Below are 24,041 nucleotides of genomic sequence, written 5' to 3' on the forward strand. Positions count from 1 at the left end.
GGCTAAGGCTTGCGGGTCAGCGCATCAGCGGCGGCGTCAGCCCATTGCCGCCACTGCTCGGCGTTGGCCTTGGCCTCCTCGGCTTCCTTGCTGCGCCCGGCCGCCTCGGCCTTCTGGGCCTGGCGTTCGAACTGCTCGGCACGCGCCTGGAACTGCTCGGCACGGGCCTGAGCCTGCGGGTCCGACCAGTCCGATTCGCCGGCGTCGCGCACCTTCTTTTCCACCGCGCGCAGCCGCCGCTCGAGCTCGGCCGACGGTTCCCGGGGCACCTTGCCGATCGCGTCCCACCTCTCAGCGATCGTCCGCAGCGCCGACCTCGCCGCCTCGTGATTGCTCGTGTCGAGCTTTTCCGCTTCGGCCAGCAGCGCCTCTTTGGCGGTGGCGTTCGCCTGCAATTCGGAGTCTCGCTCGGCGGTCGCGGCGTTCCGCGCCTTGAAAAAAGTGTCCTGGGCGGCCTTGAAGCGGCGCCACAGCGCGTCGTCGACATCGCGGGCCGCACGTCCGGCAGCCTTCCAGTCGGTGAGCAGCTTGCGGAACTCGGCGCCGGTCGCACCCCAATCCGTCGAATCGACGAGCTCCTCTGCCTGCACGCAGAGCCGCTCTTTCGCCTCGCGGGCACCCGCCCGCTCGCGGTCCAATTCTGCGAAATGGGATCCGCGTCGCCGGTTGAAGGTTTCCCGCGCAGCCGAGTAGCGCTTCCACAACGCGTCGTCGGTCTTGCGGTCCAAACCGCTGATCGTCTTCCATTCGTCGAGGATTGCGCGCAGCCGGTCGCCGGCAGCTTTCCACTGCGTCGCGGTGTTGGCCAGTTCCTCGGCCTCGACGGTCAGGGCCTCCTTGCGGGCCGTTTGGGCTGCCCGATGCTCGTCCCGACGGGAGCGATCGGCGGCGGCGACAGCGTCGGCCTGCTCACCAATGCCGGCAAGCCGCGCGGCCAGCGCATCGACATCACCGAGAACATGTGCGGTCGGCAGCGTCTCGCTCAGCTCCACCGCGTGGGCTTTGATCTTGCGCGCGTCGCCCGTGCCCGAAGCCAGCCGCTCCTCCATCAGCGTGACCTCGGTGCTCAAGTCGTCGAATCGCCGACCGAAATGGGCGAACGCGGCTTCGGCGTCGCCGGCCTGCCAGGATCCGATGACCCGTTCGCCGGCCGCGCCGATCAGCCATACCGTCCCGTCGGCGTCGACGCGTCCGAATCGGTGTGGATCGTTGACCAGCGGCCCGGGGACTTGGTGGGGGTGGGGGCGGGGTGTTGGTTTGGGCCCGGGTCGCGGTCCCGGCCGTGGTATGGGCCGGGGTTCGTTATGGGGCTCTTCAGGCGTCATGAGCTACCGTCACCTACCCTTCGCGCGGTGATTGGCCGCGCACCTGCCGCGCATTGCGGCGCCGTCAACTGCACTCGCGGGAGAAGCTACAGGTACTCCCGTCTGGATCTCACCAGTATTGAAGCAGCTTGTTGGGCGGTGCGTTCCCAGTTGGCGCTAGCCGTTGAAGTGCCCAGGTTTTGCGGCGCCGATTCGGGGCGTGGCGTTAGCCGGAAATACCCCTCGTTCGTGAAACAATTTATGGTTGGCATGTGTAAATAGCGGCATTCCGGCCGGACCTGGACGAGGAGGGTCTCCCATAGCGAAGGTCGATATCGCGGCGTTACTGGCGTTGGTCGCGGCGTTGATATCCGGGGTTGGGGATGTGATCCGTCAGCGGTCTGCGCAGGAAATCACCAACGAACGGGTCGGCCACTTCGAGTTATTCCGCTTGTCGTTACGCGACATCCGCTGGTGGTGGGGCGGCCTGGCGGCGGCGGCCAGCTTCGGACTGCAAGCCATCGCGCTGGTGCTCGGGTCGGTGGTGCTGGTCCAGGCGCTGCAGGTGACGGCGCTGCTGTTCGCATTGCCGACCAATGCGCGTTTGACCCGTCACCCGGTGACCCGTTGGGAATGGCTGTGGGCGGTTTTGCTGGCCGCGGCGGTGGCGGTGTTCATTACCGTCGGCGATCCGGCGGCCGGCTACCAGCGCGGCTCTTTGAAGATCTGGATCGTCGTCGCCGTCGTGATGGCACCGGCACTGGTGTTGTGTGTTGTGGGCGCGCGGATCTGGTCAGGAGCGGTCGCCGCTGTGCTGCTGGCGGTGGTGTCGGCGTCGTCGTGGGCGTTGTTCGCGGTGCTGACCAAGGGGGTCATGGAGGTGGTCCGCGACGGCCCGGGTGCATTGCTGCGAGCGCCCGAACTGTATGGCTGGATACTGGCGGCGCTGGTCGGGACGGTATTTCAGCAGTCGGCGTTTCGTGCCAGCACGCTGACCGCCTCCCTGCCTGCGATGACCGTCGCCGAGCCGGTGGTGGCCTCGGTGCTAGGTGTCACCGTGCTCGGCGAGACGTTGGACACGCCCGGTCCTCAGATTTTTGTGCTGGTGGCGGCGGTGGTCGCGGTGGTGGTCGCGACGACGGCGCTGGCCCGCGGCGAAGCGGCCACCATGACCGCTGACGGCGACGGCCGCACGGCGTTCTCCGACCGGAACCCAGAGCTGTTAGAGGTCCGTGCAATGGCACCATCGGCGGCGACGGGCGTCGACGCCTAGCAGAGGCGCAGCCGGCCCGCGCCGCTGCGCGCCTCCGGCGCCCCAGGGGTATTCCTGGAAAACTGATGGTGAAAAGTCGGTGCAGTCACCGATTGCGGGCTGGCCTCGGCGAGGAGATCGTGCATGTCGAAAGCGGATTTGGCGGCGTTGATCGCGCTGTGCGCCGCGCTGGCGTCCGCGATCGGCGACGTGGTCCGCCAGCGGTCGGCGCAAGAGATCACCGATAAGCAGGTCGGCCACCTCGAGCTCTTCCGGTTGTCGGTGCGTGACAGGCGGTGGTGGCTGGGCGCCACCGGCGCCGTCGCCAATTACAGCCTGCAGGCCGCTGCGCTGGCGCTGGGCTCGGTGATGCTGGTGACCGCGCTGCAGGTGACCTCGCTGCTCTTCGCACTGCCGATCTACGCGCGGCTGGCTCATCACCGAGTGACACGCTCGGAGTGGATGTGGGCGGTACTGCTGGCCGCCGCATTGGCGGTCCTGGTGACCGTCGGCCATCCGGGTGGCGGCCACTGGCGGGGTTCGCTAGGGACCTGGGTGGCGGTGGCCGCTGTGATGGGACCGATCTTGGTGTTGTGTGTGCTCGGCGCCCGTATCTGGTCGGGTGGTTCGGTGGCGCCGGTGCTGTTGGCGGTGGTGGCGGGCTCGTCGCTGGCGTTGTTCGCGGTGCTGACCAAGGGCGCCGTCGGTGCGTTTTCCGGCGGCTTCGAGGCATTGCTGCGGGCGCCTGAAGCCTACTGTCTGATCCCGGCCGCGCTGGCCGGGATGATCTTTCAGCAGTCGTCATTTCGTGCCGGTGCGCTGACCGCCTCGCTGCCGACGGTGACCGTGGCGAAGCCGGTGGTGGCGTCGCTGCTCGGGGTCCTGGTGCTCGGCGAGACGTTGCGCGCCGACGGCCCCGAGGTATTTGTGCTGATCGCCGCCGCGGTCGTGGTGCTCGTCTCGACCATTGGCCTGGCTCGCGGCGAGGCGGCCAGCATCGCGGCCGGCGCCGGACGTGATGTGATCGTCGTCGAGAAGGCGCCGTCGTAACGTTAGCTGCAGCCTGTTCGTCGCAGCTGATCGACAGTTGTGGCGTTTGCGGCGACGCGGCGCGCCGGAGTCGCCGTTGCTCAACTCAGTAGCGTGTGGATGAAACAGTTGGCCGACAGTCGGGGGAGGAGGTCGCCATGGCCGGCGCAGACGTCGCCATACTGCTGGCGTTGGGCGCCGCGCTGGTATCGGCGATCGGCTCCGTCATCCGTCAGCGTTCCGCACACGAGATCGTCGACAAACCGGTCGGCGCGTGGGAGTTGTTCTGCTTGTCATTACGCGACACCCGCTGGCGGTTGGGCGCCGTCGCCGCGGTGGCCAATTACGCTCTGCAGGCCGCGGCGCTGAGCCTGGGGTCGGTGATGTTGGTGACCGCGTTGCAAGTGACGGTGTTGCTATTCGCGTTGCCGATCAACGCACGGATCACCCAGCACCGGGTAACCGCCTGGGAATGGTTCTGGGCGGCGTTGCTGGCCGGCGCGGTGGCGGTCATCGTCATGGTCGGCAATCCGGCGTCCGACCAGCAGCGCGCCCCGCTGGAAACGTGGGTGGTGGTGGCCATTGTGATGGGCCCGGCATTGGTGTTCTGCGTGTTGGGCGCCCGAATCTGGTCGGGTGCCGTCGCCGCGGTGTTGCTGGCAGTGGTGGCGGGCTCGTCGCTGGCGCTGTTTGCGGTGCTGACCAAGGGTGTCGTCGAAGCCGCCGAGGGCGGCTTGGGGGCGGTTTTGCGCGCGCCCGAACTGTATGCCTGGCTCGCCGTCGCGCTGGCCGGCATGGTGTTTCAGCAGGCGTCTTTTCGCGCCGGCGCCCTCACGGCGTCGTTGCCGACGATGACGTTGGCGAAACCGGTGGTGGGATGGATCCTAGGGATCACCGTGCTCTCCGAGGACTTGCGCGTCGACAACGAAAAGTTGTTTGTCCTGGTAGTAGCGGTGATCGTGATGGTCGTGTCGACTGTGGCGCTGGCCAGGGGTGAGGCCGCCGGGATGGAGGCGTTCGGCAGACGGCGGTCGAAAGCCGCTGGGCAGCCCTTGGCGCCTTCGGAACGTTAGTTTGGTGACGTGTTGAGCACCATCGCGATCATTCCGTCTGCGCCGGTGCTGGTCCCCGAGCTCGCCGGGGCCGCGGCCGACGAGGTGGCTGAGCTGCGGGCGGCCATGGTGGCCGCCGTCGCCGCGCTGCCACCGCGCTGGGTGGTCGTCGGGGTGGGCTCAAACGACGCAGCGGACGTTGTCGTCGGCCCGGAAAGCGTTGGCACCTTTGCGGGTTTCGGCGCCGACCTGGTGGTGCGGCTCTCGCCGCAGGCAAGCGGTCGGCCGGTCGAGCTGCCGCTGTGCGCGTTGATCACCGGGTGGATGCGGGATCAGGCTCAGCCAGACGCTCGCGCCGAAGTCCGTGTCTACGCCGCGAACCACGATCGGGAAGCCGCGCTGACCCTCGGCAGGCAACTGCGCAACGAGATCGACCGATTGGCCGAGCCGGCGGGCGTGGTGGTCGTCGCCGATGGCGCCAACACCTTGACCCCGGCTGCCCCGGGCGGCCACCACCCCAATGACGTGGCTGTTCAGCGTGCCCTGGACGACGCGCTGAGCTGCGGTGACGTGGCTGCGCTGACCCGGCTGCCCCGGCAAGTCGTGGGGCGGGTGGCCTTCCAGGTGCTCGCGGGTCTGGCCGAGCCGGTACCCCGGTCGGCCAAGGAGCTCTACCGGGCGGCGCCCTACGGTGTCGGGTACTTCGCCGGTGTCTGGCAGCTGTGAGGCCGCTGGCGATCGTCGGCCCGACGGGCACCGGTAAGTCGCCGCTCGCGCTGCAGATTGCCGAGCGGCTCGGGGGTGCGGCCGGCGCGGAAATCGTGAATGCCGACGCGATGCAGTTCTACCGCGGCATGGACATCGGCACCGCGAAACTGCCTGTCGCGCAACGCCGCGGTATCCCGCATCACCAACTCGACGTCCTCGACGTCACCGAGACCGCGACCGTCGCCCGCTATCAGGGCGCCGCCGCCGCCGACATTGAGGCGATCGCGGCCCGGGGGAGGGTGCCGGTGCTGGTGGGCGGCTCGATGCTCTACATCCAATCGCTGCTCGACGACTGGTCGTTCCCGACGACCGACGCGGCGGTGCGGGCGAAATGGGAGCAGCGGCTTGCCGAGGTCGGCGCAGACCGGTTGCACGCCGAACTGGCCGATCGCGATCCCGCGGCCGCGGCGTCGATCCTGCCGACCGACGGTCGGCGGATCGTGCGTGCGCTTGAGGTGGTGGAACTCACCGGTCAGCCGTTCGCCGCGTCGGCGCCTGTCATCGGCACACCGCGCTGGGACACCGCGATCGTCGGATTAGATTGCGAGACTGAGCTTCTCGACCAGCGACTGGCCCGTCGGACCGAGGCGATGTTCGCTGCCGGTCTGGTCGACGAGGTAACCAGACTGCTCGCATGCGGGCTACGTGACGGCGTCACCGCGTCACGCGCGTTGGGCTACGCGCAGGTGATCGCCGACCTCGACGCGGGCGGCAACGGCGACGGTGCACGAGAACCGACTTTCATGGGCACCCACCGCTATGTGCGGCGCCAGCGGTCGTGGTTTCGCCGCGACCACCGCATCCGATGGCTGGATGCGAGCGCGTCCGACAATGCCGACGCCGCGCTGCGAGCCTGGCGGCACGTATCCTGAGCAGGTGATCCGCGCCGACGACGATGATGCCGGCATGAACGCGGGGGGTCCCCGCTTGCGGGGAGAGTGGTGCACATGATCTTCGCCAAAGGCCATGGCACCCAGAACGACTTCGTGTTGCTGCCCGATCTGGACGCCAAGCTGACGCTGACGCCCGCGGTGGTGGCCGCGTTGTGCGATCGCCGCCGTGGGCTCGGTGCGGACGGGGTGCTGCGGGTCACCACAGCGGGTGCCCTGCTGGCCGCCGGAGCGCTCGATCGCGTGCCGGACGGCGTCACCGCCGACGACTGGTACATGGACTACCGCAACGCCGACGGGTCGACGGCACGGATGTGTGGCAACGGCGCGCGGGTGTTCGCGCATTACCTGCACGCCAGCGGTGTGGAATCCCGTAACGAGTTCGTCGTCGGATCGCTGGCCGGCCCCCGACCCGTCGTCCTGCATCACGTCGATGCGACCAACGCCGACGTCAGCGTCGACATGGGCAAGGTGAACACGTTGGGCGAGGGACAGGCCGTCGTCGGCGGCCGCACCTTCAGCGGGTTGGCGGTCGATGTCGGCAACCCCCATTTGGCCTGTGTCGACCCAAGGTTGACCGTCGAAGCGCTGGCGGCACTCGACGTCGCTGCGCCGGTGACGTTCGACAAGGCACAGTTCCCGGATGGGGTCAACGTCGAGGTTCTCACCGCCCCGGCCGACGGCGCGGTCAGCATGCGAGTGCACGAGCGTGGTGTTGGCGAAACCCGCTCCTGCGGCACCGGAACCGTCGCCGCTGCCGTTGCCGGGCTGTCGCACGCCGGAACGGCCAGCGGCGTTCTCACCGTGCGGGTTCCGGGCGGTGACGTCGTCGTCACCATCACCGAGGCCACCAGCTACCTGCGCGGCCCGTCGGTCTTGGTGGCCCGAGGCGAACTCAGCGAGGAATGGTGGCAGGCAGCGCGGCGTTAATTCGCGTGCGTGTCGCCGCTCCGGCGTGCACCATGTAATTGCCTATGACATTTCCGGAATTTCCCGATCAGGACACCCCCAGCACGGGCGAACTTGCGCTCGACGACCGCGCAGCGCTGCGCCGTGTCGCCGGGTTATCCACCGAACTTGCCGACATCTCCGAGGTTGAGTACCGGCAACTGCGCCTTGAGCGGGTCGTGCTGGTCGGCGTGTGGACCGACGGCAGCGCCGCCGACGCCGATGCCAGCCTCGCCGAGTTGGCCGCGCTCGCCGAGACTGCCGGTTCTGAGGTGCTCGAAGGCATGGTCCAGCGCCGCAGCAAGCCGGATGCGTCGACCTACATCGGTTCGGGCAAGGCGCAGGAGCTGCGTGAGGTGGTGCTAGCGACCGGTGCGGACACCGTGATCTGCGACGGCGAACTGTCCCCGGCGCAGCTGACCGCGCTGGAGAAGGCCGTCAAGGTCAAGGTCATCGACCGCACCGCGCTGATCCTGGATATCTTCGCCCAGCACGCCACCAGCCGGGAAGGCAAGGCGCAGGTGACGCTGGCGCAGATGGAGTACATGCTGCCGCGGTTGCGTGGTTGGGGTGAGTCCATGTCGCGGCAGGCCGGTGGTCGCGCCGGCGGCAGCGGCGGCGGGGTGGGTTTGCGCGGTCCCGGTGAGACCAAGATCGAGACCGATCGACGCCGCATCCGCGAGCGAATGTCGAAGCTGCGCCGCGACATCAAGGACATGAAGCAGGTCCGCGACACTCAGCGCAGCCGACGGCTAGACAGCGACCTGCCATCCATCGCGATCGTCGGCTACACCAACGCCGGCAAGTCCAGTCTGCTCAACGCGCTGACCGGCGCCGGCGTGCTGGTGCAGGACGCCCTGTTCGCGACCCTGGAACCCACTACTCGCCGTGGACAATTCGACGACGGACGCGCGTTCGTGGTCAGTGACACCGTGGGTTTCGTGCGGCACCTGCCCACGCAGCTGGTCGAGGCGTTCCGCTCGACGCTGGAAGAGGTCGTCGACGCCGATCTGCTGGTGCACGTCGTCGACGGCTCCGACGTCAACCCGCTGGCTCAGATCAGTGCGGTGCGCCAGGTGATCTCCGAGGTGACCGCCGACCATCACGGCGATCCGGCGCCGGAGCTGCTGGTGGTCAACAAGGTTGACGCCGCAGGCGATTTGGCGCTGGCCAAGTTGCGCCGCGCGCTGCCCGGGGCGGTGTTCGTCTCGGCGCGCACCGGGGAGGGCGTCGATGCGCTGCGCCGCCGGATGGCCGAGTTGGCGGCGCCGACCGATACTGCGATCGACGTCGTAATCCCGTATGACCGCGGTGATTTGGTGTCGCGTGTGCATGCCGACGGTCGGGTTCAGCAGACTGAGCACATCAGCGACGGCACCCGAATCAAAGCCCGGGTGCCGGTGGCGCTGGCCGCCAGTCTGCGCCAGTTCTCGGCGACCTGAGACTGCCGCAGATAGCATTGATATTCCGATCCGTCTAGTCCCAACACGCCGTTCCAGAAACTGTTGTCAGCAGGAATCTCGTCGGTGACCACAATGGTGTCATCCACCAACGCAACATCGCGGTGCACTGTCGGCACCCCTTGTTGTGCCTGTGGTGGCGTCGCCTGGTGGCCACGCGAAGAGCCCTGTCGCCGCAAGCGCGGTCGCGGCGATGATCGTTCGCGAAGTCGCGGAGTGCATAATCTTCCTTTCGCGGTTCTGATCCGGTGTGCGGCGGTTGCGTACACGTGTAGCAACGTCGACCCCGAAATCGGTGTGGGCTGCCGGCGCGGTTGCCAGCGGAGTCATCCAGGAAGCCAAAACGCAATCGCAGCCATCTCTGAACCCCTCGCTGCTGCGTCGACTGGCCATGTGCCGTCCTCTATACATGTGAAACATGTATAAATTATGGAAATTTTGGACTTTTTCATACGTTTCACTAAGCCAGTGCTTAAGCTGCAACCCGTCAGCTGTCGACTCGCTGATGACTTATGGTCAAAATTCCCGCACCCGTTAGGGTGCGGCGTGGGGGAAGGAAAATCCTATGGTGAACACTCGTGGTCTCGCTCGGCTGGGCATCCTGGCGGTGGGCTTGGGCATTGGGGCCGCAGTGGCCCACACGCCGGTCGCCTCGGCCGACACGTCCACCGACTGGTTGTCGTCGATCGATAGTCTGCTGGGTGGTGGGGGTCTCTCGGCCCTCTCGGACCCATCAGGTCTGAATCTGGCCATCTCGATCGACGGGCAATCGCTCGTCTCCGACGGCAGCGCGGTCGCCCACTCGGGAACCGGGGACATCGCGATCGCCTCCGGCGCCGACTCCACCGCCAACGCCGAGGGCGGCACCGGCGACTACGCCTTGGCCGACGGCACCAACGCTCTTGCCAATGCCGGGGGGATCGCCAGCGACACTGGTGCGAATAACGACAGTGCCATCGACATCGGCAATAACCCCGTAGGCACCGTCGGCGCCCCCGACGGCGCCTACGCCGGCAACGCCGACCTTATCGGAAACACCAACGGCGGAACCGGCACCGGCGACACCGCCATCGACATCGGTAACAACGGTGTCGACACCGATACCCTTGACGGCGGCAACACCGGCGCCTTCGCCGGCGCCGGCGGCCTCATCGGAGCCAGCGGCAACGGCGACAGCGACACCGCCATCAACTTCGGCAACGACAACGGCTTCGGTGACGGCCCCGCCGCCGTCGACGGCACCGACGACTTCGCCAGCCAGTCCGGCGACAGCACCGGCACCAACCTGGGTTCCTTCGCGGGCTTCGGCAACGACGACATCGCCTCCGTCCTGGGCACCAACAGCAGCGCTGGCGCCTTCGACGGCAACAGCGACATCGCCTTCGTCCTCGACCCATTGGGCACCATGGGGAGCAACGCCAACGCCTTCGGCGGCAATTCCGACCTCGCCGGCGTCTTGGGGACTGACGGCGTCACCGCCACCGCCGGCCCCGGCGACGACCTGACCACCATCCTGCCGGCGTTAAGTGCCGAGGCCACTAGCGGCAGCAGCTTCCTGACCGACCTCCTGCCGTCGTTAGGTGAGAGCGCCGCCTCTTCGGGAAGCAACTTCCTGGCCGACCTCGCGTCGCTGTTCTAAAGTCACTGCCCTCCTGGCGGGCCCGCGCTGTTAGCAATGCGCGGGCCCGTCAGGGTGCGTTCGGCGAAAGGGAGAGCCGCCGCCTACGCTCGTGGCCTCGCTCGGCTGGGCCTGCCAGCGCACCAGCACCGCCAGCGATGCACGCACCTCCACCGGCGCCAGAAGCTATCCCGAGGCCGACGGCGCCGTCTCGACGCATCGCTTGCCAGCGACGCCTATAGCTATGCGTATCCGGAGTTCTGGCTGGGTTCCCGTCTGCGGCGGGCTCTAGGTCACGGTCCGTCCCCGCTAACTCAGCGGGACCAACCGACAGCGCACGTTTTTCAGCATGCCTTCCGGAGGCGTGCAGATCCGGTCGGTTGGACTCAGTCGGCCAGGTCGAAGACGTCTTCGGCGGGCGCGGCCAGCACCCGCTGCGCCAGGTCGGCCTTGAGCTGATCGAGGTGGGCTTCTTCGGCCTGGCTGCGGTCGGATTTTCCTGCGAGATCGATGAATTCGGCGGTGACGAAGCCCTTACGCAGAAGCAGTGTCGCCGCGCGGCCGGCGATGGCGACCTGGAAGACGAAGCGTTGCAGCAGCCGCCCGCGGTCGGGCCGCGCCAGGGCCAGGTCGACCGTGTAGCGGCCGTCGGTCACTGCACGGGTGACCGCTTCGAAGCCGTCGCGTGCCCCCGGCCCCTGGAAGGCGGTGCGAATGACGATCGAGCGCCGTTGCGGCGGTTGGTTGGGGGATAACGCCGCGAATGCCCGCTGCATCACTTTGAACGCATTGGCCACACCCGCCGGCGAGTACGGCCCGGCGTAGCACAGCATGTCGGTGTAGGAGAACTCGAGCAGTTGCCCACGTTCCTCCACCAGGATCGTCTCGTCCACCTCGCTGACTGTAAGCCCGCATGGGCACGCGGGCCGCCCAACCATCCGGTTGGTATATCTTTGGCGGCAGAGTCCCCAACCCGCCGGAGGTCATCCATGGGTAGCGCCGTCAAGTATCAGCGCACGCTGTTCGAACCCGAGCATGAATTGTTCCGGGAGTCCTACCGGGCGTTCCTGGACCGTCACGTGGCCCCCTACCACGACGAATGGGAGAAGGCGAAGATCGTCGACCGCGGGGTGTGGTTGGAGGCCGGCAAGCAGGGCTTCCTGGGCATGGCGGTCCCCGAAGAGTACGGCGGCGGTGGTGACCCCGACTTCCGCTACAACACGATCATCGTCGAGGAGACCGTCGCCGGCCGCTTCAGCGGCATCGGGTTCAGCCTGCATAACGACGTCGTCGCGCCCTATCTGCTGCGACTGGCTAACGAGGAGCAAAGGCAGCGCTGGCTGCCCAAGTTCTGCACCGGCGAGCTGATCACCGCGATCGCCATGACCGAGCCGGGCACCGGCAGCGACTTACAGGGCATCAAAACCCGCGCGGTCAAGCAGGGCGACCATTACGTACTCAATGGGTCGAAGACTTTCATCACCAATGGCATCAACTCCGATCTGGTGATCGTGGTGGCCCAGACTGATCCGGACAAAGGCGCGCAAGGCTTTTCCCTTCTCGCCGTGGAGCGCGGCATGGAGGGCTTCGAGCGCGGCCGGCATTTGGACAAAATCGGCTTGGAGGCCCAGGACACCGCTGAGCTGTCGTTCACCGACGTCAAAGTTCCCGCCGAGAATCTGCTCGGCGAAGAGGGCATGGGCTTCATCTACCTGATGCAAAACCTGCCGCAGGAACGCATTTCGATTGCCATCACGGCGGCCGCAGCCATGGAGGCCGTCTTGGAGCAAACTCTGCAGTACACGAAGGAGCGCAAGGCCTTTGGCAGGCCGGTCGGGAGTTTTCAGAACAGCCGATTTTTACTCGCCGAATTGGCCACCGAGGCCACCGTGGTCCGCATGATGGTCGACGAGTTCATCCGGCTGCACCTCGATGAAAAGCTGTCCGCCGAGCAGGCCGCGATGGCCAAGTGGTACTCCACCGAGAAGCAGGTGCACCTGGTCGATCGTTGCCTGCAGTTGCACGGTGGCTATGGCTACATGCGCGAATACCCGATCGCGCGGGCCTACCTCGATGCGCGGGTGCAGACGATCTACGGCGGCACCACCGAGATCATGAAGGAAATCATCGGCCGCAGCCTCGGCGTCTAGCGCGGCGACGATGCGGACCGGGACCCGGGCGCAGGTGCGTCGTGCGCGCGGTGGGCTTGTCCCAGCAGCTTCATCAGCTCTTGCTTGCGCCGGATTCTCCTACGGTATTTCGTCGGGAGCGCAGTGATTTCGCCTTCTTCGGCAAGCATCTGGGTGAACAGCTTCTCCCGTTCGACCGGGTCGGCCGCGTCGGCCTGATCGAGGTACTCCGCCGCGTGCCGGCGGGCCCCGGCGAGCGCGTGTTGCGCCCGTCCGCGTGGTGACAGCAGTGACGCCGCCGTCGTGATCAGCAGGATGACGATGATCACCGTCAACGACAGCGTCGTGCTCGGTTCGGCGACGGGGACCGGGTTGCCGCCGTTGATGAACGGAATGTTGTTGTCGTGCAGGGCCTGCAGCATCAGGTTCACACCGATGAAAGCCAAGATCGCCGCGAGACCGTAGGACAGGTACACCAGCCGGTCGAGCACACAGTCGATCAAGAAATACAACTGCCGTAGGCCCAACAACGACAACGCGGTCGCCGAGAACACCAGGTAGACGTTCTGGGACAGGCCGAACAGCGCCGGGATCGAGTCGAACGCGAACAATATGTCCGCCCCGCCGACGGCGAGCATGACCAGCAACATCGGTGTCATCACCCGTCGGCCGTGCTCGACGGTGAACAACCGGTCGCCGTCATAGTCCTCGGAGGTGTGCACCAACCGTCTGGCGATACGGATAAGCACCGTATCCGTGTCGCGGCGTCTCGATTCCGAGGATTTCGCGAGGTTGGTCGCCATGATCAGCAAGACGATCGCGAACAGGTAAAACGCCCAGTCGAAGATCGCGACCAGTGCGGCGCCGATAAAGATGAATACGGTGCGCGCGGCCAGCGCCAAGACAATGCCGAATAACAGCACTTTCTGCTGGGCGATCCGCGGTACAGCGAAGCTGCTCACGATGAATAAAAAGACGAACAAATTGTCGATAGAGAGGGCTTCATTGCTCACATAACAGTCGAAATATTCGACGCTCATGGATATTCCGCCGAAGTCCCACACGCCGACGCCGAATGCGATCGCAATTCCGACGTAGACGGCCGACCACACCGCTGCTTCGCGCAACGTCGGGGTGCGTGTGCGGCGGATGTTGACGAGGTAGTCGAGCAGCACGAGCGCGACGATCACGGCGATGATCACGAACCAGACCGGTCCGGAAACACCCATGCCTGCTCCGATTTGTTGTGTCCCGTCCCCACGGCGTTTACCCGCAGTATCCGGCACCGTAACGCAAAATCGGACGAGCAGGGTGCGACACCAACCAGCCTTGTGGACATCAATTCAGCATCGACGGGATATCCATTCCGTAGGGTCTTCGTATGACTTCCCATGCGTCGTTGGCCGCAGCAGAGTTGTGGCGGCCCGCCGGGCGGTTGAAACTGGCCACAGGCCTCGGACTGGGCGGCCGCCGGGAGGTGGGATGACAGGGCAGCAAGGTGGATCGGGCGGCGTCGCGCGGCGCGTGACGCGTGGTCTGGTGGCACTGGCGGCAGGCTTGGCCTGCATGGCGCTGCTGGCACCCGTCGCGGCGGCATCCCCGCTGGGCGAGGCCGACGACGCGATGACCGCGGCGTGGAAGGCCGCCGGCGGCGACAATTCGGATCTCGGCGCCAAACAGGGCGAGGCGTACGCCGCCGGCGCAGGATTCGCGCAGGACTTCGTGCACGGCAAGATGTTCTTCACGCCGGCTACCGGCCCCAGGTCGATGATGGGCGCCATCCTGGACAAGTACGAGGCCCTCGGCGGCCCGGCGGCCAGCGACCTGGGCTTTCCTACCATGAACGAAGCACGCGGGCTGGCAGGCCCCGACAGCCGGGTCAGCACCTTCTCGGCCAGCGACAAGCCGCTGATCTACTGGACCGCCGAGCACGGCGCATTCGTCGTGCGCGGGGCGATCAACGCCGCGTGGGACAAATTGGGCAGCTCCGGTGGCGCTCTCGGTGTCCCGGTCAGCGACGAAACCTACGACGGCGAAGTCGCCACCCAGGCCTTCAGCACCGGCAGGGTGTCATGGAACAGGCTGACGAAAACGTTCACCACCGTCCCACCCGATCTGGCGAACCAGCTCACCGACCTGCAGGTACCCATCGATCCGACCGCGGCCATCAACATGGCGTGGCGCGCGTCGGGCGGCCCCTCGGGTCCGTTGGGTGCCGAACAAGGCGATCAGTATCCGGTAGCCGGCGACGGGCTGGGCCAAAACTTCGCCGGCGGCAAGGTCTTCTTCAGCCCGGCCACCGGCGCCAACGCCGTCGAGAGCGACATTCTGGCGAAATACGAGTCGTTGGGCGGCCCGGGCGGCAGCACCCTCGGCTTCCCGATCGCCAATGAGGCCGACGGCGGTCTCAAGCCGGCCAGCCGGGTGAGCGCGTTTGCCGCCAACGACAAACCGGTGATCTTCTGGACGCCCGACCACGGCGCGTTTGTGGTTCGCGGCGCCATCAATGCCGCGTGGGACAAACTCGGCGGGCCGACCGGCAAACTGGGCGCGCCGGTGGGCGATCAGACCGTGAACAAGGATGTGATCACGCAGAAGTTCACCGGCGGCCAGATCGCCTGGAATCAGGCCAAGAACACGTTCAGCACCCAGCCGGCGAACTTGGCGTCGTCGCTGTCCGGCCTGCAGGTGCCCGGCCAGAAGATGCCGTCCGGTGCGCCGACCGCCGGTGCGGGGAGCCTGCTGGACTGGCGGCGATGGTGGTTGCCGGTCGGCGTCCCGGCGGTGGCGCTGATCGGGCTGGCCGCGCTGGTGGCCTGGATAGGGCGTCGCCGCCGTGCCGGCTGGCGCAAGGCCGAGGCCGCCAAACTTGGCGGTGGTGACAAGGCCGGCTATGAGGCCGTCACCGAGTCTGTTTCACGGTGGTCACCGGATGCCGACGGCGATCTCGAGTCGTCGACCTTGTCCGACGGCTACCGGGCGCTGCGTCCGCGGACCGTGCGGCTGCCCAGTCAGTCGGCCAGCGACTGGACGCTACCAGGGCGTGCCGATTTGGTCGACGAGCCGCTGGTCGACCAAATCGGAGGTTCTGCCAAGTTTTCCGACTTGGACGAACACTTGGTCGAGCACCTCGACGAACACCTTGACGAGCACCTCGACGAACACTTCGACGAGCCCTTTGACGAGGATCCCGACGCGGTGGACACAGTTCCGACGCGGATCCCAACACCGGGCGAAGTGCGAAGCGGGCGACATGCCGCCGCGGACGCCGAAGCCGAGACCACTCATTTCGCTGCGGCTACGCCAATTGCGCCCGGTCAGTTGGCGATTCACCTTCCGATGGAGGATCCGTACCAGGTCCCCGACGGATACCCCGTTAAGGCCAATGCCAGCTTCGGCGTCTACTACATGCCCGACAGCGAACTATATGGGGACACACTCGCCGAAATCTGGTTCGCCACCGAAGAAATCGCGCAAGCGAATGGGTTCACCAAGGCCGACTAGCCGACTGGACCGCAGCAGTCAGATCTTGCGGATCACCGTGACGACCTTGCCGAGCACGGCGGCGTCATTGCCCGGGATGGGGTCGAAGGCCGGGTTGTGCGGCATCAGCCAAACCTGGCCACCGGTGCGCTTGAAGGTCTTGACGGTGGCCTCCCCGTCGATCATCGCTGCCACGATGTCGCCGTTGTCGGCCACGTTCTGCTGACGGACCACGACCCAGTCGCCGTCGCAAATCGCGGCGTCGACCATCGAGTCACCGACCACCTTGAGCAGGAACAGCGCCCCCTCGCCGACGAGTTCGCGCGGCAGCGGAAAGACGTCCTCGACGGCTTCCTCGGCGAGGATCGGGCCGCCCGCCGCGATGCGGCCCAAAACGGGAACGAAGGTGGGCTCGGGCAGCGCGTCCGAGCCCGAAACATCGGTGAGGACCGTCGGCCTGGCGATGTCGTCGGCGCCGCGAACATCAACAGCGCGTGGGCGGTTCGGGTCACGCCGGAGATAGCCCTTGCGCTCGAGTGTGCGCAATTGGTGAGCCACCGAGGACGTCGACGTCAGACCTACCGCATCGCCGATTTCCCGGATGCTCGGCGGATATCCGCGGCTGGTGACCGAAGCGCGAATGACGTCGAGAATCGTGCGCTGGCGCTCTGTGAGCCCTGAATCCGCAGATCGCGCACTGCGATCAGGGTCGCCGCCCGGGGTATGGCTGTCGCTCATATGGACGAATGTAGCCGCATTGAGCTTCGATATCAAACATGTGTTCGAGGCGTGTCGCGGTGTCGCCCCTGGCTGCGGCGGCGAAAGTTGTCGGTGCGGTGTCCTATCGTCTGCTGCGTGTGCAACAGTTCGATCACATGTTCGAAAATCGAACACACTATCGATTATGCTTCGAACAAGTGATCGAGTACGAGCCGACTGGAGGAAACGCACATGATGCCCATCGAAACGATTTCGCCGAACGCGCCGATCCGTTGTCGGCCGGTCCAGGTGCGTCCGGCAGGCCGCCGTGGCCGGCCCGGAAGCCGGGGTCCGCAGCCGTCGAGACCGGTCGCTGCGCCGCCGGGTTACCGGGGTACCGGAGTGTTGATGTCGACGGCGCCACATCGGCCACGTCCGATCACACCGGCGACCACGGTGGCGCTGGCCCTGCTCGCGGCGCTGACCACCGTGTGGCTGGGGCTGGTGGCGCACTTCGGTGGCATGCTGCATGGCGGCTCTGACCAGACGGCGGGCCACATGCCCGACCAGCTCGCTGTGGTGCGGGTCGAGCCCGGGGAGACGCTTCAGCACTTGGCCGCCAGGGTCGCACCCGATGCACCGACCGGTCAGGTCACCGCACGCATCCGCGAGCTCAACGATCTCGACTCCGCGACGGTGACCGCCGGCCAGACGCTCATCGCCCCGGTGGGCTGACGGCTCCGCCGTGCAGCGCCGAAATCCGCATGGCTCAATGGTCGTCGGCGAATGTCATGACGGCCGCGGATATCGGGCACGACCTCCGATGACGCTAGGCCCGCGGGGGAGTGCGCAGGTACGCTCGGGGTGGTCTCAGACATCCCGTTGTCGGCGCGGCGAAGGAGCGGTCATGCACTGTCCGTTCTGCCGCCATCCCGATTCCCGGGTGGTCGACTCACGGGAGACCGACGAGGGTCAGGCCATCCGGCGCCGCAGGTCATGCCCGGAGTGCGGACGGCGATTCACCACTGTGGAGACCGCCGTGTTAGCGGTCGTCAAGCGCAGCGGCGTCACCGAACCCTTTAGCCGCGAGAAGGTGATCAGCGGTGTGCGTCGGGCCTGCCAGGGCCGCCAGGTCGACGACGACGCGCTGAACCTGCTGGCCCAGCAGGTCGAAGACGCCGTGCGGGCCAGCGGGTCACCGGAAGTGCCCAGCCATGAGGTCGGGCTTGCGATCCTCGGTCCGCTGCGAGAACTCGACGAGGTGGCCTATCTGCGATTCGCCTCGGTGTACCGGTCCTTTTCGTCTGCAGACGATTTCGAGCGCGAGATCCAGGCGCTGCGCGCCCACCGCGAGGTGTCCGCTTCCGGTTGATCGGTCCGTCAACAGTCTCGAGAAACTTTCCGTAGGTAGTGTCGGGGCATGACCCGAGTTCTGCGAACCCAGGTCTGTGTCGTCGGTGGCGGTCCCGCGGGCCTGGTTCATGCTCTGTTGCTGGCCCGCGCCGGCGTCCAGGTTGTTGTCTTGGAAAAGCACAATGACTTCCTGCGCGACTTCCGCGGCGACACCGTGCATCCGACCACCCTGCGGATCATGGACGAGCTGGGGTTGATCGATGAGTTCTTGCGTCTACCGCACACCAAGATCACCCGCGTTGCCTTCGACACCGACGGCTCACTTCGCACTTTCGGTAACTTCGCCGCGCTCAAATGGCTGGGCTTCAAACAGCCGTACATCGCGTTGATGCCGCAGTGGGACTTCCTCGACTTTCTCGCCGAAAAGGCAAGTGCTTACCCGGAATTCACCTTGATCCGCAACGCCGAGGTCAAGGATGTGATCGTCGAGGGTGGTCGGGTCGTCGGGGTGCGCACGCCGGAACTGGAGGTGCGTGCCGAGCTGGTGGTCGGCGCCGACGGGCGCGCATCGGCAGTGCGCGCCGCGGCGGGGTTGGAGATCGCCAGCGCGGCCTCCCCGATAGACGTCTTGTGGTTCCGGCTGAAGTGGCGCCCGGGCGATCCTCAAGAGCTGGTCGGAGTACTCCGTAGGGGCCTGCTGATGGCCATGATCTACCGGGGTGACTACTGGCAGGTCGCGCATGTCATGCCGAAGGGCCAGAACCCGCGAGACGGCTCACTGGAGGCGTTCAAAGAGCGTCTGGTGTCCGCGCAGCCGAAGTTGCGCGAACACGTCAACGATTTGCACTCCTGGGACGACACCAGCCAGCTCGATGTACGGGTGGATCGGCTCAAGACATGGTGGCGCACGGGCCTGCTGTGCATTGGCGATGCCGCGCATGCTATGTCACCGGCCGGTGGAATCGGCATCAACCTCGCTGTTGCTGATGCTGTGGCCGCGGCCAACATTCTCTGTGCGCCGCTGCGCGAAGGTCGGTTGATAGATGCCGACCTCGCCAAGGTGCAGCGCCGGCGCGAGTTACCCGCTCGGATCATCCAGGCCGGTCAGGTATTCATCCAGAACAGGGCGGCCGAACCGTATTTGACCGGTGACCTGTCGCCGATCCGTATCCCGAAGTTCGTGGGCCGCGGTCCGTTGCAGTACATCCCGCCGATTGTCGTCGGTCGGGGCTTCCGTCCCGAGCATGTACGCACGCCGGACATCCACGCTGGCTAGGCTGGCCGGATGGCGCCTGAACTGCACCCCGACCTGCAAGAGCTCGCTCCGCTGCTCGGCGCATGGGAGGGTCGTGGGTCCGGGGAATACCCCACAATCGAGCCGTTCGAGTACCTCGAGGAAGTCGCGTTTTCCCATGTGGGCAAGCCGTTTTTGGTGTACGGGCAAAAGACCAGGGCCGCGACGGACGGGAAGCCGCTGCACGCCGAGACGGGATACCTTCGGGTACCGCGACCCGGTCACGTTGAACTGGTGCTCGCACACCCAAGCGGCATCACCGAAATCGAGGTCGGCACATACACTGCCGACGGCACGACGATCGATCTCGAGATGACTACCTCGAATATCGGTCTGACACCGACCGCCAAAGAAGTGACCGCCCTTGGCCGCCGCTTCCGAGTGGACGCCGACGAGCTGTCGTATTCACTGCAGATGGGTGCGGTCGGACAACCGGTGCAACACCACCTGGCCGCGGTGTTGCACCGTAAGAGCTGAGCGGCACGGTCCGAAAGCAAGGAGACGATAGCGTGGACGTCGAAAATGCGGCCTACCCAACGGCTTCCCGCGTCGAAGCATTGATGGCCGACGATTCCGGCGGTCCTGTTGTGATGGTCAACTTGCTCACGTTCCGGGCTAAGGCGGTCTATCCCGACGGACGCCCCAGTGACCTGACCGGCCGCCAGGCCTACGACCTCTACGCCGCGCCGATGCAGAACGTCATCGAACAAGGTGGCGGAAAGGTGCTGTTCGGCGGCGATATCGCCTCGTTGGTGATCGGCGATGTCGAGGATCTGTGGGACACCTGCGTGCTGGTCGAATATCCTTCGGCCGCCGCATTTGCCGCGATAGTGACGTCGCCGGAAGTCGCGGAGATCGGCGTCCACCGCGCCGCCGGGCTCGAGGGGCAGTTGCTGATCCGCGCGACGCAAATGGCGCTCTAGACGAAGTGCGTGACGCCGTCATCGACGACGCGACCGGCGACCTGCACCCAGCCCTCCGGGCTCCAGGTGGTCTGGATCACCGATCCCTTGCCCTGGGTGATGGTCAAGTCGCGGCTGAGATATTCGGTCATCCGCACGGCGGCGAAGCCCGTCGCTTCGTCTTCCGCCACACCGAGATTGGCCGCGAACATCCGCGAGCGCAAGGACCCGGCTGACTCATCAATCCACGTCCACAAGTAGTGCGGCACATCGTCGGAGAAGTCGGCGGCGTCGGCGGCGGCGAGTTCGTCCAGAGATGCGAGATCGTGAATGGCGAACTCCGGAGCCCATTCCGAGCGCGTGCTGATGGCCGTGATGTCGTCGTCGTAGCTCACCTGCACAATCCCTGCCGGCACCTGCAATGTGCGGATCGGCGTACCCCTGGCACGCAGCCACCACGAAGCCCCGATGGTCGGGTGCCCGGCAAACGGCAATTCGGTGAGCGGGGTGTAGATGCGAGCGTGCGCCGTGGTGGATCCGGCGCTGGGCAAATCGATGAAAACCGTTTCACTGTAACCTAATTGGGTCGCCAGCCGCTGGCGATACTCAGGCGCTACGGTGGCGGCGTCGACCACGCCCAGTGGGTTGCCGAAGTTGCCCTGCGCATCGGTGAAAACGCGCAACACCGTGACATCGATGCTCATGAAATCGACTGTACGGCGTCGGGTTGACGCGAGGATCAGGTGGCGCTGCGTTCGTCGGAGCCCATCGCCTCCAACACGGCGACACGGGTGTCGACCGGCCCGGAGACAGTTCGTGCGCCGCCGCCGCTGCGGAGCAGCTCGCGAAGGACAGCCTGGTCGTACTCGGCGGGCTCGGTGGTATCGATGAAGCGCTCGACGACCTCGATGAAACGGTCGGGATCGTCGTGGAACGGGAAGTGCCCGGAGCGCTCGAAAATCTCCAAACGGGAACCTGGCATCGCGGCGTGCGCCATCCGGGCGTGGCTGACGGGAACAACGACATCGTCTGTGCCCCAGATGATTTGCACCGGCACGGACTCAGTCAAATAACATCGGTCCAGCATGGTGACCATCTGACCACGCCAGTCCACCACCGCCCGTAGTGTCCGGGTGAACGCCGCCGACGCCATCGGCTCCGGTAAGTCGGCCAGCACCCGCAGCACGTCCGGCAGGTCGTGGCCCACTCCGGTTGATCCCAACATCAGGCCGGCCGCGCGCCCGACGAGCTGCAGAGCCGGCAGCACCAACGGCAGGCGCAGCAGCGCCAGCGCCTCGCTGCCCATCGGCAACGACGCCAGCCTCAACACGATATTGACGTCCTTGGTGACGCCGCCCGCGCCGACCAGGACCAGCCGCTCGACCAGATGCGGGAACTGGTAAGCGAACTGCATCGCCACCCCGCCACCGAGCGAATGGCCGACGACGGTGGCCCGCTCGATGTCGAGCACGGAAAGCAGGTCGCGCATCCCGTTGGCGTAGGCCGCGACCGAGTAGTCCGCCCGTGGCTTGTCCGACTGCCCGTGGCCCAGCAGGTCGACGGCGATCACCGTGAATCGCTGCGCGAGCTTGGCTTGAACGGTCTCCCAGGTGGTGGAGTTGTCACCGATCCCATGAATCAGCAGGATGACTGGACCCGACCCTGCGATCCGGAACGCACGCCGATAGCCGTGCACAGTGCGGAATTCCAGTGACGGCGTGACCTCCCGCACCGGGCGCAGATTGGGCTTCCGCTGGGTCATGTCGCCAACTTCGCTGTCGGGCCCGGGAGGGGCGCTCAGGTCGTATCGTCGTCGTCGAACTTCTTCTCTGCCTGCTGGGCGAGGAATCGCTCGAACTCCGCGCCGAGCTCGTCGCCGCTAGGCAGATCTTCATCCCGCGTCAGCAGCGACCGGTTCTCCTGAGCGGCAATGAAGGCATCGTACTGTCGCTCCAGCGCAGCCACCACTTGAGCGACCTCCGAGCTGGCCTCAACCTGCTCGTCGACCTTGGCTTGGATATCGACCGCCGCCTCTTCCAGCGCCTTCAGCGGGAACTGCAGCGACCCGGTCTTGGCGACCTGCTCCAGCAACGCCTGGGCGGCCGCCGGATAGTCCGTCTGTGCCAAATAGTGCGGGACATGCACGGTGAAGCCGACCACTTCGTGGCCGTGCTGAGCCATCCGGTATTCCAGCAGGCTCGACGCGCTGCCGGGCACCTGGACCTCGGAGATCCACGGCGTGAAGTCGGCGATCAGCTCACGGTTGTTGGAATGCGCCGTCATCGTCACCGGTCGTGTGTGCGGAACGGCCATCGGGATGGTGCCCAGGCCGATGGTCTGCCGGACACCCAGACGCTCGGCCAGCAGCCGCACCGCGGTGATGAACCGCTCCCACTTCAGGTCTGGCTCCATGCCGGCCAGCAGCAAAAACGGTGTCCCGACACTGTCATGCATGGCGTACAGGCTGAGCTCGGGATCGTCGTAGTAGGTGAAGTGATCGGTCTTGAACGTCATCAGTGGCCGCCGTGACCGATAGTCGAGCAGTTCGTCGATCGCGAACGAGGCCACCAGTTCGGTGTCCAGCGTGTCCTTGAGGTGGCCGGCGGCCAGCCGGGTCGCATGACCGGCGTCGGAAAAGCCTTCCAAAGCGTGCACCAAGACCGGGCCACGGCCATCCGACGACGACAGCTGCGGCGCTGGGAACTCGAGCTCGTACATGCCGTTCTGCTCGGGCTGGTAACGCTGCTCTTTCTGGGGGTCTCTGTCGGGGGGCTGGTTGTAGCCCATCGCTGTTGCCTCCTGACACGGCGCGGTGTGCCGCACCGTGTCAGATAGTGTCTCTCAATTCGACTGCCCACGGATACCGGCCCCGCCGCCGGATCGCATGCCTGTTTGTTTGGCAACGCGGTCGCTTCCGACCGCATTCCACCCAGGTGGCCGTTTCGCGCGAGGCCGAATTCGCCAGGGGGGCGCTGCTCTGCGTCGCCTGCACCCGCCCCATCGGGCATGATCGACAGCGATGCGCATTCTGGCAGCAGCGATGGGCTCGACCCTCGGCCTTGCCTCGTTACTGGCGGCCTGCGGGCACCAGTCACCCGCTGCACCGCCCGCCAGCAAACCCAAACAAGCCGTCGTTGAGGCCGCGAACCAGGTCATCGCAGCACCGGTGAATCCCGATCCGCGGGTGGGCGCGGTTTTCCTCGGCGGCAGCGATCTGCACGCCTGCACCGGCTCGGTGTTGCACTCGGCGGCGGGCGATCTGGTGCTGACCGCCGCGCATTGCCTGGGCGCCGGCCCGGCGACCTTCGTCCCCGGTTTCGCCGGCAAAGCCGCGCCGGCCGATCTCTGGTCCATGGATGTGCTGTACCTGGATCCGCGGTGGGTAGCCAATAAGGATCCGCGGGCCGACTACGCGATCGCCCGGGTCAGCCGCGCCGACGGCGGATCGGTCGAAGCACAGGTCGGTTCGGCGCTGTCGCTGGGTTCCGCCCCGGCCAAAGGCAGCCGGGTCAACGTCGTCGCCTACCCTGTGGGCGTCGGCGGCATGCCGATCGGTTGCCAGGTCAGCACGGGAATCACCGACGGCGGCTACCCGGAACTGCCGTGCGCGGGCCTGGCCGAGGGCACCAGCGGCGGGCCCTGGATCAGCGGCTCGACGGTCACCGGGGTGATCGGCGGTCTGCACGCCGGCGGCTGCGAGGAGAATCTGTCCTACTCGTCACCGTTCGACCAGCACATCACCGACCTTTTGGCGCGCGCCGAGGCCGGTGGCCCGGGTGACGTGCCGCCGACTGCCTTCGACGACGAGTGCTGAGGATCGCCCGGCGACGATGCTGCCAGAGCGGCAGAGGTTGGGGTAC

General features: G+C 66.4%; 23 protein-coding genes. 16 read left to right on the top strand and 7 right to left on the bottom strand.

Annotation, left to right across the window (positions count from 1 at the left end; genetic code table 11):
- Positions 1-2: 2 nt before the first annotated feature.
- Entirely contained in the window at positions 3-1,325 is a 1,323-nt protein-coding gene (locus ACLQI9_RS18645; RefSeq protein ID WP_442384633.1) for a DUF349 domain-containing protein, read from the bottom strand.
- Positions 1,326-1,623: 298 nt separating this feature from the next.
- Here ACLQI9_RS18645 and ACLQI9_RS18650 point away from each other — a divergent pair, with 298 nt between their 5' ends.
- From ACLQI9_RS18650 to ACLQI9_RS18685, 8 genes are all read left to right on the top strand, one after another.
- Positions 1,624-2,577: a DMT family transporter gene (locus tag ACLQI9_RS18650; RefSeq protein ID WP_442384645.1), complete on the top strand. Its 954-nt coding sequence runs from the start codon at positions 1,624-1,626 to the stop codon at positions 2,575-2,577.
- Positions 2,578-2,700: 123 nt separating this feature from the next.
- On the top strand, positions 2,701-3,606 hold the full coding sequence (locus tag ACLQI9_RS18655; protein WP_442384631.1) for a DMT family transporter: 906 nt from the start codon (positions 2,701-2,703) through the stop codon (positions 3,604-3,606).
- Between the two features lie 137 nt (positions 3,607-3,743).
- A complete protein-coding gene (locus ACLQI9_RS18660; protein WP_442384630.1) occupies positions 3,744-4,658 on the top strand; it encodes a DMT family transporter in 915 nt (304 codons plus the stop codon).
- A 9-nt stretch (positions 4,659-4,667) separates the two neighbouring features.
- Entirely contained in the window at positions 4,668-5,363 is a 696-nt protein-coding gene (locus ACLQI9_RS18665; protein ID WP_442384628.1) for a hypothetical protein, read from the top strand.
- Positions 5,360-6,277 (top strand): tRNA (adenosine(37)-N6)-dimethylallyltransferase MiaA, encoded by a 918-nt coding sequence (gene miaA / locus ACLQI9_RS18670; RefSeq protein ID WP_442384626.1) that lies wholly within the window; start codon positions 5,360-5,362, stop codon positions 6,275-6,277. Before ACLQI9_RS18665 ends, miaA begins: the two co-directional genes overlap by 4 nt.
- 75 nt (positions 6,278-6,352) lie before the next feature.
- Positions 6,353-7,225, top strand: a complete 873-nt coding sequence (gene dapF / locus ACLQI9_RS18675; RefSeq protein WP_442384624.1) for a diaminopimelate epimerase — start codon at positions 6,353-6,355, stop codon at positions 7,223-7,225.
- A gap of 44 nt (positions 7,226-7,269) precedes the next feature.
- On the top strand, positions 7,270-8,685 hold the full coding sequence (hflX, locus tag ACLQI9_RS18680) for a GTPase HflX (protein ID WP_442384622.1): 1,416 nt from the start codon (positions 7,270-7,272) through the stop codon (positions 8,683-8,685).
- A 586-nt stretch (positions 8,686-9,271) separates the two neighbouring features.
- A complete protein-coding gene (locus tag ACLQI9_RS18685; RefSeq protein ID WP_442391993.1) occupies positions 9,272-10,342 on the top strand; it encodes a hypothetical protein in 1,071 nt (356 codons plus the stop codon).
- 365 nt (positions 10,343-10,707) lie between these two features.
- Here the strand turns inward: ACLQI9_RS18685 and ACLQI9_RS18690 are convergent, their stop codons facing one another.
- Entirely contained in the window at positions 10,708-11,214 is a 507-nt protein-coding gene (locus ACLQI9_RS18690; protein ID WP_442384618.1) for a hypothetical protein, read from the bottom strand.
- 96 nt (positions 11,215-11,310) lie between these two features.
- Here ACLQI9_RS18690 and ACLQI9_RS18695 point away from each other — a divergent pair, with 96 nt between their 5' ends.
- On the top strand, positions 11,311-12,471 hold the full coding sequence (locus ACLQI9_RS18695) for an acyl-CoA dehydrogenase family protein (protein ID WP_442384616.1): 1,161 nt from the start codon (positions 11,311-11,313) through the stop codon (positions 12,469-12,471).
- On the opposite strand, the gene ACLQI9_RS18700 is transcribed toward ACLQI9_RS18695, so the two are convergent.
- Entirely contained in the window at positions 12,468-13,679 is a 1,212-nt protein-coding gene (locus tag ACLQI9_RS18700; protein ID WP_442384614.1) for a TerC/Alx family metal homeostasis membrane protein, read from the bottom strand. The two genes, ACLQI9_RS18695 and ACLQI9_RS18700, sit on opposite strands and share 4 nt — an antisense overlap.
- A 253-nt stretch (positions 13,680-13,932) precedes the next feature.
- On the opposite strand from ACLQI9_RS18700, the gene ACLQI9_RS18705 reads away from it, so the two are divergent.
- Positions 13,933-15,954: a sunset domain-containing protein gene (locus ACLQI9_RS18705; RefSeq protein ID WP_442384612.1), complete on the top strand. Its 2,022-nt coding sequence runs from the start codon at positions 13,933-13,935 to the stop codon at positions 15,952-15,954.
- A gap of 18 nt (positions 15,955-15,972) precedes the next feature.
- Here ACLQI9_RS18705 and lexA read toward each other — a convergent pair whose 3' ends face one another.
- Entirely contained in the window at positions 15,973-16,671 is a 699-nt protein-coding gene (gene lexA / locus ACLQI9_RS18710) for a transcriptional repressor LexA (protein ID WP_442384610.1), read from the bottom strand.
- Positions 16,672-16,884: 213 nt separating this feature from the next.
- Between lexA and ACLQI9_RS18715 the strand changes: the two genes are divergently transcribed.
- From ACLQI9_RS18715 to ACLQI9_RS18735, 5 genes are all read left to right on the top strand, one after another.
- Positions 16,885-17,367, top strand: a complete 483-nt coding sequence (locus tag ACLQI9_RS18715; protein ID WP_442384608.1) for a LysM peptidoglycan-binding domain-containing protein — start codon at positions 16,885-16,887, stop codon at positions 17,365-17,367.
- Between the two features lie 172 nt (positions 17,368-17,539).
- Positions 17,540-18,004, top strand: coding sequence for a transcriptional regulator NrdR (nrdR, locus tag ACLQI9_RS18720; RefSeq protein WP_324442052.1), 465 nt, complete (start codon positions 17,540-17,542; stop codon positions 18,002-18,004).
- Positions 18,005-18,052: 48 nt separating this feature from the next.
- A complete protein-coding gene (locus ACLQI9_RS18725) occupies positions 18,053-19,261 on the top strand; it encodes an FAD-dependent oxidoreductase (RefSeq protein WP_442384607.1) in 1,209 nt (402 codons plus the stop codon).
- Positions 19,262-19,270: 9 nt separating this feature from the next.
- Positions 19,271-19,756 (top strand): peroxynitrite isomerase, encoded by a 486-nt coding sequence (locus ACLQI9_RS18730; RefSeq protein ID WP_324442049.1) that lies wholly within the window; start codon positions 19,271-19,273, stop codon positions 19,754-19,756.
- Between the two features lie 32 nt (positions 19,757-19,788).
- Positions 19,789-20,202 (top strand): DUF1330 domain-containing protein, encoded by a 414-nt coding sequence (locus tag ACLQI9_RS18735; RefSeq protein WP_324442047.1) that lies wholly within the window; start codon positions 19,789-19,791, stop codon positions 20,200-20,202.
- On the opposite strand, the gene ACLQI9_RS18740 is transcribed toward ACLQI9_RS18735, so the two are convergent.
- The 3 genes from ACLQI9_RS18740 to ACLQI9_RS18750 are packed head-to-tail and all read right to left on the bottom strand — an operon-like array spanning position 20,199 to position 22,968.
- The gene (locus ACLQI9_RS18740) at positions 20,199-20,885 is read right to left on the bottom strand and encodes a PhzF family phenazine biosynthesis protein (protein ID WP_442384604.1); all 687 of its coding nucleotides are present in this window, start codon (positions 20,883-20,885) and stop codon (positions 20,199-20,201) included. The genes ACLQI9_RS18735 and ACLQI9_RS18740 overlap by 4 nt on opposite strands.
- 35 nt (positions 20,886-20,920) lie before the next feature.
- Complete coding sequence (locus ACLQI9_RS18745; RefSeq protein ID WP_442384602.1) at positions 20,921-21,943, bottom strand: alpha/beta fold hydrolase; 1,023 nt, start codon at positions 21,941-21,943, stop codon at positions 20,921-20,923.
- 35 nt (positions 21,944-21,978) lie between these two features.
- On the bottom strand, positions 21,979-22,968 hold the full coding sequence (locus ACLQI9_RS18750) for a proteasome assembly chaperone family protein (RefSeq protein ID WP_442384600.1): 990 nt from the start codon (positions 22,966-22,968) through the stop codon (positions 21,979-21,981).
- Positions 22,969-23,200: 232 nt separating this feature from the next.
- Here ACLQI9_RS18750 and ACLQI9_RS18755 point away from each other — a divergent pair, with 232 nt between their 5' ends.
- Complete coding sequence (locus tag ACLQI9_RS18755; RefSeq protein ID WP_442384598.1) at positions 23,201-23,995, top strand: trypsin-like serine peptidase; 795 nt, start codon at positions 23,201-23,203, stop codon at positions 23,993-23,995.
- Positions 23,996-24,041 lie beyond the last annotated feature (46 nt).

Source organism: Mycobacterium sp. (assembly GCF_052143115.1).
Classification (GTDB): domain Bacteria; phylum Actinomycetota; class Actinomycetes; order Mycobacteriales; family Mycobacteriaceae; genus Mycobacterium.